5 protein-coding genes are annotated in these 6,458 nt (G+C 68.1%); 2 read left to right on the top strand and 3 right to left on the bottom strand.

Features of this window, described 5'->3' with window-relative positions; genetic code table 11:
• Positions 1 to 742: DUF6537 domain-containing protein (locus B2W70_RS04760; protein WP_349677435.1), on the top strand; the 742-nt coding region annotated here is incomplete at its 5' end.
• Here B2W70_RS04760 and B2W70_RS04755 read toward each other — a convergent pair.
• The gene (locus tag B2W70_RS04755; RefSeq protein ID WP_286743375.1) at positions 712 to 1,281 is read right to left on the bottom strand and encodes a DUF2314 domain-containing protein; all 570 of its coding nucleotides are present in this window, start codon (positions 1,279 to 1,281) and stop codon (positions 712 to 714) included. The two genes, B2W70_RS04760 and B2W70_RS04755, sit on opposite strands and share 31 nt — an antisense overlap.
• A gap of 230 nt (positions 1,282 to 1,511) precedes the next feature.
• Between B2W70_RS04755 and B2W70_RS04750 the strand changes: the two genes are divergently transcribed.
• A complete protein-coding gene (locus B2W70_RS04750; protein ID WP_286743372.1) occupies positions 1,512 to 2,528 on the top strand; it encodes a DMT family transporter in 1,017 nt (338 codons plus the stop codon).
• Positions 2,529 to 2,593: 65 nt separating this feature from the next.
• Here the strand turns inward: B2W70_RS04750 and ybiB are convergent, their stop codons facing one another.
• Both ybiB and B2W70_RS04740 read right to left on the bottom strand, forming a co-directional pair.
• Complete coding sequence (gene ybiB / locus B2W70_RS04745; protein WP_286743369.1) at positions 2,594 to 3,580, bottom strand: DNA-binding protein YbiB; 987 nt, start codon at positions 3,578 to 3,580, stop codon at positions 2,594 to 2,596.
• Between the two features lie 54 nt (positions 3,581 to 3,634).
• A partial coding sequence (locus B2W70_RS04740) for a nitrate reductase (protein ID WP_286743366.1) occupies positions 3,635 to 6,458 on the bottom strand: 2,824 nt, incomplete at its 5' end.

Genomic DNA, 6,458 nt, shown 5'->3' with positions numbered 1-6,458 from the left:
CGACCCGGTGCGCGTGGCGCGGCTGACGATGCCGGCGCAACCGGTGCAGTGGCTGGGCTCCAAGGCCGGTGCCGGTCAGGGTGGCACGGCAGCGGAGCTCGACGCGCTGGTGGCCCACCGCATGGCCTGGTTGACCGACTACCAGGACGAGGCCTTGGCCCTGCGCTACAAGGGCTGGGTCGATCGTTTTCGTTTGGCCGAGGAGATGCTGGATGCGCGAGTCGGCCAGACCAAGCTGCGCCTGAGCATGGCCGTTGCCCGCCAGCTGTTTCGGATGATGGCCATCAAGGACGAATACGAGGTGGCCCGCCTGTTGACCTCAGAGCGCTTCAGGCAACAGCTGGGGGCGCAGTTCGAGGGTGATTGGCGTTTGGTGTTTCACCTGGCACCTCCTGCGCTGGGTGAGGGCGGTGGTGCGGTGCCGCGCGTCGCCAAGCGGGCGTTCGGTCAGGCGTGGTTGCCTTGGCTGAGCGGCTTGGCCAAGGCACGCCGTTGGCGCAACACCTGGCTGGACCCATTGCGCTGGAGCGCCACCCGCCGTGACGAGCTGGCAACCTTGCGCGAGTACGAGGCGCTGCTGGGGCAGCTGCTGGAAGGCCTGAGTGCCAGCCAGCATGCGCTTGCCTGCGAGCTGGCCGAGTCGGCCGAGGCCATTCGCGGTTTCGGGCCCGTGCGGGCGGCGAACGCGGCCCCCGTGAGGGCCCGCTGGGCTCAGAGGTTCTTGCTGCAGTCCAGGCCGTAGGACTTCTTGAGCGCCTCGACCTCGGCCGCTGGTGCCTTGGCCAGTTGCACGCAGGTGGTGAAGTTGCCGTGCATGCGGCGGGCCTTGATCTCGAAGTAGGTCCAGTCGACGATGTCTTCGCGCTTGAAGCTCACCTGGCCACCCACGACCAGCTTCTTGAGCCGGCTGGGCACGCTGTTGGCCTTGCCCTTGTAGCCGTTGCCGTCCTTCTCGAAGGGGTGGATCCAGACGTACTCGGTCACCTTGCCCTCGCTCAGGCGCACCCGCACGGACTCGACATCGACGTTGGGGTCGTTGGCTGCGTGGATTTTGAGGAACTCATCGAGGGAGCCCTGCGCCTTCTTGAAGGCTGCTTTCATGGCGGGGTCCTGGTCGTTGAGTTCGACCACTTCCTGCTTCTCCTCGGCTTTTTTGTCGGCCTTCTTCTGGCTGGCAGCGGGCTTGGTGGCCACAGCAGGTTCGGCCCGAGCCGTTCCCATCGACAGGCACAGCAAGCCGGAGATCAGGGCAATCGACGTGGTGTGAACAAGTTTTGGCATGCGTGCAAGAGGCATCTTCGTGACGGCAGAGTCAGACATGTGCGCGCCCGAGCGACCAAGCGCCTGGGCACCGTCCAAGTGTGCGCGAATTTCACGCGGCGGCGATGCGCACTTTGTCCCGAAAACCCAGCAGGGCCCCTGCATGCGCGGCAGGGGAGACCCTGTCATCCGGCCAACCAAGGGTTTTCAGGTAAGGTGACGCGATGTCGCTTGCTGGCCTGACCTCCCCCATGTCCGCGCTGACCCGAGACCGCCGAACGCAGGGCCTGCTCTGCGCCTTGGCGGGTGCGGTGGCGTTTTCCGGCAAGGCCATCGTGGCCAAGCTGATGTACCGCCATGGCGCCGACGCGATCTCCGTGGTGGGCTTGCGCATGGCCATGGCCTTGCCGATGTTCCTGTTGATGGCCTGGTGGGCGGGGCGCAGCTCGGGCCCGGGTGGGCGCCTGCCACTCAGCCGCCGCCAGGTCTGGCAGGTGATCGGCCTGGGGTTCACGGGCTACTACCTTGCCAGCACGCTCGACTTCCTGGGCTTGCAGTACATCAGCGCCAGCCTGGAGCGCGCGATCCTCTACCTCAACCCGAGCCTGGTGCTGTTGTTGTCGGTGTGCTTCCTGGGCGCGCGCTTGCGAGGGGTGCAGGTGCTGGCGCTGATGATCAGCTATGCGGGCGTGCTGATGGTGTTCCTCCACGACTGGGACGTGGCCCACATGGTGTCCGACACGACGCAGGGGCTGGATGCCCGCTCTGCCGTGGCCATTGGCAGCGTGCTGGTGTTCTTCAGTGCCTTGTCCTATGCCATTTACCTGATGGGCAGTGGACAGCTGGTTCAGCAACTGGGCTCCATGCGCCTGGTGGGGTTGGCGTCTTGCGCGGCTTGCGTGATGTGCTTGGCGCAGTGGTGGTCGGTGCACGCATTCAGCGACGGCAGCCTGGGGCGGGTGACGCACTTGCCCTGGCAGGTCTGGGCGCTGTCGGCGCTCAACGCGACGGCCTGCACGGTGCTGCCGGTGTGGCTGGTGATGCGCGGTGTGCAGATGCTTGGGGCCTCGGTGGCGGCTCAGGTCGGCATGGTCGGACCGCTGTCGACCATCTGGCTGGCCTCGTGGTTCCTCGATGAGCCCGTGACCGCCCGCTTGATGCTGGGCACCGGCACCGTGCTGCTGGGCATCCTGGTGCTCACGCGCATGAACCAGCCGCCTGCGACGCAGGTCAAAACGGTGATCGAGCCTGACGGCGTGAGGGACTGAGCCGAGTCAACGCTGGGAGCTGGCTGCAGCGACCCCGCAGCGACGCTCCGCCGCCAAACGTGGGCTCAGGCCGCTTGAGCCCGCGACAGCGCTTGCACCAGGCAATCGGCCTGGGCATCGATGGATGCTGGCAGGCGCTGAGGGTCGTGCCGCACCGCCTCGATCCAGCTGGCGGTGACGTCGGCCTCCCGGCCTTCGGGCAGCTCAGGCAGCGACACCAGCACGCCCTCGACGGGCGCTCGGCTGAGCGCGTCTTGCCGCTGCCCGCGCAGGAAGACGTCGAAGCGAGGTTGGCGTCGCGCGTCGGCCACCGGTTCGCCTTCGGTGCCACGCATCAGCAGCGCATCGGCGCCGCTCAAGGCGATGAAGCCTGCGAGCGATTCACCGTATTCGGGGTGGGTGTGGTTGATGACGCGCAGGCGTGGCGGCGTGGGCGAGACGTCATGGTCCGCGTCAGCGGGCGTGCCCAGTGCGAACGGGTCCAGCAGCTTGACGATGGTGTGCGCGGGGTTGCGCAGGCCCACCGTCCAGCGCACGTCCAGCAGGCGCGCCACGCTGGGGCAAAGGTCTGCCACGTCGATGAAGGCGGGTTGTCCCGCCTGCCAGCACGTGGTCAGTTGTGCGGCGTCCTTGATTTGCGGCCAGCCGCCAGCGGCGATGACTTGCGCCGATGTGACGCGGGTGGGATCCGTGGCCGGGCCGTGCACCAGCACACCCACACCGCGCCTGGCCAGGGCCCAGGCCAGCAGCGGTGTGAGGTTGGGCAGCTTGCGCGAACCGTTGTAAGACGGCAGCAGCACGACCCCGCGAGGCGCAGCCGCCAGGGCAGGGCGCAGGTCGATGCAGCGCTCGGTGGTGGCCTGCAGGAAACCGATGAGCTCGTCGGGCGTTTCGCCCTTGATGCGCATGGCCAGGCAGAAGGCGCCGATTTCCAGGTCGGTCACCTGGCCATCCAGCACTTGCGACATCAGGTCGTGCGCCTGCTCGCGAGAGAGCGGTCGGGCGCCTTCCTTGCCCCGGCCGATGACCTTGATGTGTGCGGCGATGCCCATGTTGCCTCGGCGTGGTGTCTGGTGGTGGTCCTGCTTCAGGGCAGGATTATCCCGTCAGGCGGTGGCCGAGGCGTTCGTCGGGTTGCTCTGCGAGGTGCTGTCTGCGGTGTCGAACGGGGTTTGCTGCACCAGCTTGCGCAGCGCCGGCAGGCAGGAGCCGCAGTTGGTGCCACAGCGGAGCTCACCTTGCAGGCTGGCCAGGCGCTGCTCGGCGCTGCCGCTGCAACGCCCCAGCACCTGGGTGATGGCGATGTCGCTGACGTTGAAGCACGTGCACACCTGCTTGCCCCGGCTGGCAGTGGCCACCGGCGGTGTGTCGCCTGGTGCGAGCAGGGCCGTGCCGAGTTCGTCGATGGCCAGGTCGTCCTGGAGCAGGGGGCGCACCCACTTTTCCGATGCGAGCTCGCCCACCATCAGGAAGGCGTGCAGGCGGCGGCCTTGCTCGGTTTGCGCCACCTGCATGCGGCGCTGCTGGCCTTGTTTGGGGTCGTCATAGCGCATGACGCCGGGCCCGACCATGCCGAACAACGCGGCCAGTTCGTCGAGCGTGGTGGCGTCGATGGGCGAGGGCGATGCTGCGCGGAACAGCAGCCCCACACGCCCCTGTTCATCGGGTTCTCGGCCGAAAGGCACGCAGGCCGTGAACGGAAAACGCCGCATCCAAGCCTTGAGCTGCTCGCGCAGGTCCAAGGCGTGGTCGGCGGGCAACCAGGCCACGGCCAGCAGTTTCCAGGGCAAGTCGACCGGGGTCAGGCGCACGGCCGCGTGCTTGAGTTCGGGCTGCTTGGATGTCGGGCAGAAGGCCGGCTGGGTGAGGGCGTTCACGCCGGTCACGCGGCGGCCGTGTGCATCGACGCCGCCCAAGGCTTCTTCACCCCAGTGCATGGCGATGTAGCCCTGCTGGCGCCCCATGCCTTCGTGCGCCATGGCCGGGATCAGCAGCTGGCCACGCCGTGACGTGACTTGCACGAGCTGGCCATCGCTCAGGCCCAGCTCGGCCATGTCGGCCGGGTGCAACTCGATGCTGGGCTCGGCCACGTGTCCGAACAGGCGTCCGAGCGTGCCGGTGCGGCTCATGCCGTGCCACTGGTCGCGCAGGCGGCCGGTGTTGAGCGCGAAGGGGAAGCGTTCGTCGGGCACCTCGCGCACGGGCAGGGGGCGCACGGCGGCGAAGCGGGCGCGGCCATCCGGTGTGGCGAAGCGACCGTCGGTGTAGAGGCGTTTGCGCCCTTCGGTGGCGCCTTCGGGCATGGGCCACTGCTGGGGGCCCTTGGCGTCAAGGAGGGCGTAGCTCAAGCCGGTGATGTCGAGGTCGCGTCCACGGGTGCTTTCGCGGTGCTCGTTCCAGACGGATTCGGGCGTGGTGTAGGGAAAAAGGGTATCGGTGCCCGGCAGGTAGCGCGAGGTGCGCTCGGGCAGGCGGGCCTCCAGGCGGCGGCCGATGTCGGTGAAGATGGCCCAGTCGTGGCGGGCTTGGCCTGCTGCGGGCACGGCCGAGCGCACGCGGCTGATGCGGCGCTCGCTGTTGGTGACGGTGCCGTCCTTTTCGCCCCAGGTGCTGGCGGGCAGCAGGATGTCGGCGTAGGCGCAGGTGGCGGTGGTGGCAAACGCTTCCTGCACCACGACCAGTTCGGCGCGCTCCAGCGCCTTGCGCACGGTGTGCTGGTCGGGCAGCGACTGGGCGGGGTTCGTGCACGCAATCCACAGCGCTTTGATCTCACCTCGCGCGGCCGCTTCGAACATCTCGACCGCCGTCTTGCCAGGCTGCGAAGGCACGTCACGCAGCCCCCACAACGCGGCCACTTCGGCGCGATCGATCTCGCTGCCCAGGTTGCGGTGGGCGCTCAGCAGGTTGGCCATGCCGCCCACCTCGCGGCCACCCATGGCATTGGGCTGCCCGGTCAACGAGAAGGGGCCGGCGCCCGGCTTGCCGATCTGGCCCGTGGCCAGGTGCAGGTTGATCAGCGCGGCGTTCTTGTCCGTGCCCTGGCTGCTCTGGTTCAGGCCCTGGCAGTAGAGAGAAAGCGTGGGCGTTTGCTTGCCGAACCAGCGCGCGGCCTGCTCCAGGTCTTCGCGGCGGATGCCGCAGACCTCGCTGACGCGCTCGGGCGTGTGCGACTGGACGATCTCCAGCAGCTCGCTGAAGCCGCTGGTGTGGTCGCGGATGTAGGCCTGGTCGAGCAGGCCGTCGCGCGCCAGGATGTGCAGCATGCCGTGGTACAGCGCGACGTCGGTACCGGGCTGGATGGCCAGGTGCAGGTCGGCCATGTCGGCGGTTTCGGTGCGGCGCGGATCGACCACGATCATCTTCATGCCGGGATTGGCCTGGCGCGCGGCCTCGATGCGGCGGAACAGGATGGGGTGGGCCCAGGCCGTGTTCGAGCCCGTGATGAAGAGCGTGCCGGCGTGGTCGAAGTCTTCGTAGCAGGCGGGTGGGGCGTCGCTGCCCAGCGTGACCTTGTAGCCGGCCACCGCGCTGCTCATGCACAGGCGCGAGTTGGTGTCTAGGTTGTTGGTGCCCAGCAGGCCTTTGACCAGCTTGTTGACGACGTAGTAGTCCTCCGTCAGCAACTGGCCCGAGCCGTAGAAGCCCACTGCCTGGGGGCCGTGCTGGCGCACGATGGCAGCCAGGCGATCGGCGGCCTCGTCCATGGCGGCGTCCCAACCGATGCGTTCGGGCTCCGCATGGCGACTGGCGCGGCGCATGGGGTGCAGCAGGCGAGTCTGCTTCGTCACCGCTTCGGCGGCGGTCAGGTGAAGCGTGCTGCCCTTGGTGCACAGGCGGCCAAAGTTGGCGGGGTGATCCGGGTCGCCCTGAACCTGCACGATCTGGTCTTCGCGCGACTCGATCAGCACGCCACAGCCGGTGCCGCAGTAC

It is taken from the genome of Aquabacterium sp. UBA2148, assembly GCF_002328915.1.
In the GTDB taxonomy this organism is placed as follows: domain Bacteria; phylum Pseudomonadota; class Gammaproteobacteria; order Burkholderiales; family Burkholderiaceae_C; genus Aquabacterium; species Aquabacterium parvum.
The sequence above is the reverse complement of the archived record's forward strand: the minus strand, read 5'-3'. Positions and strand labels throughout refer to the sequence as shown.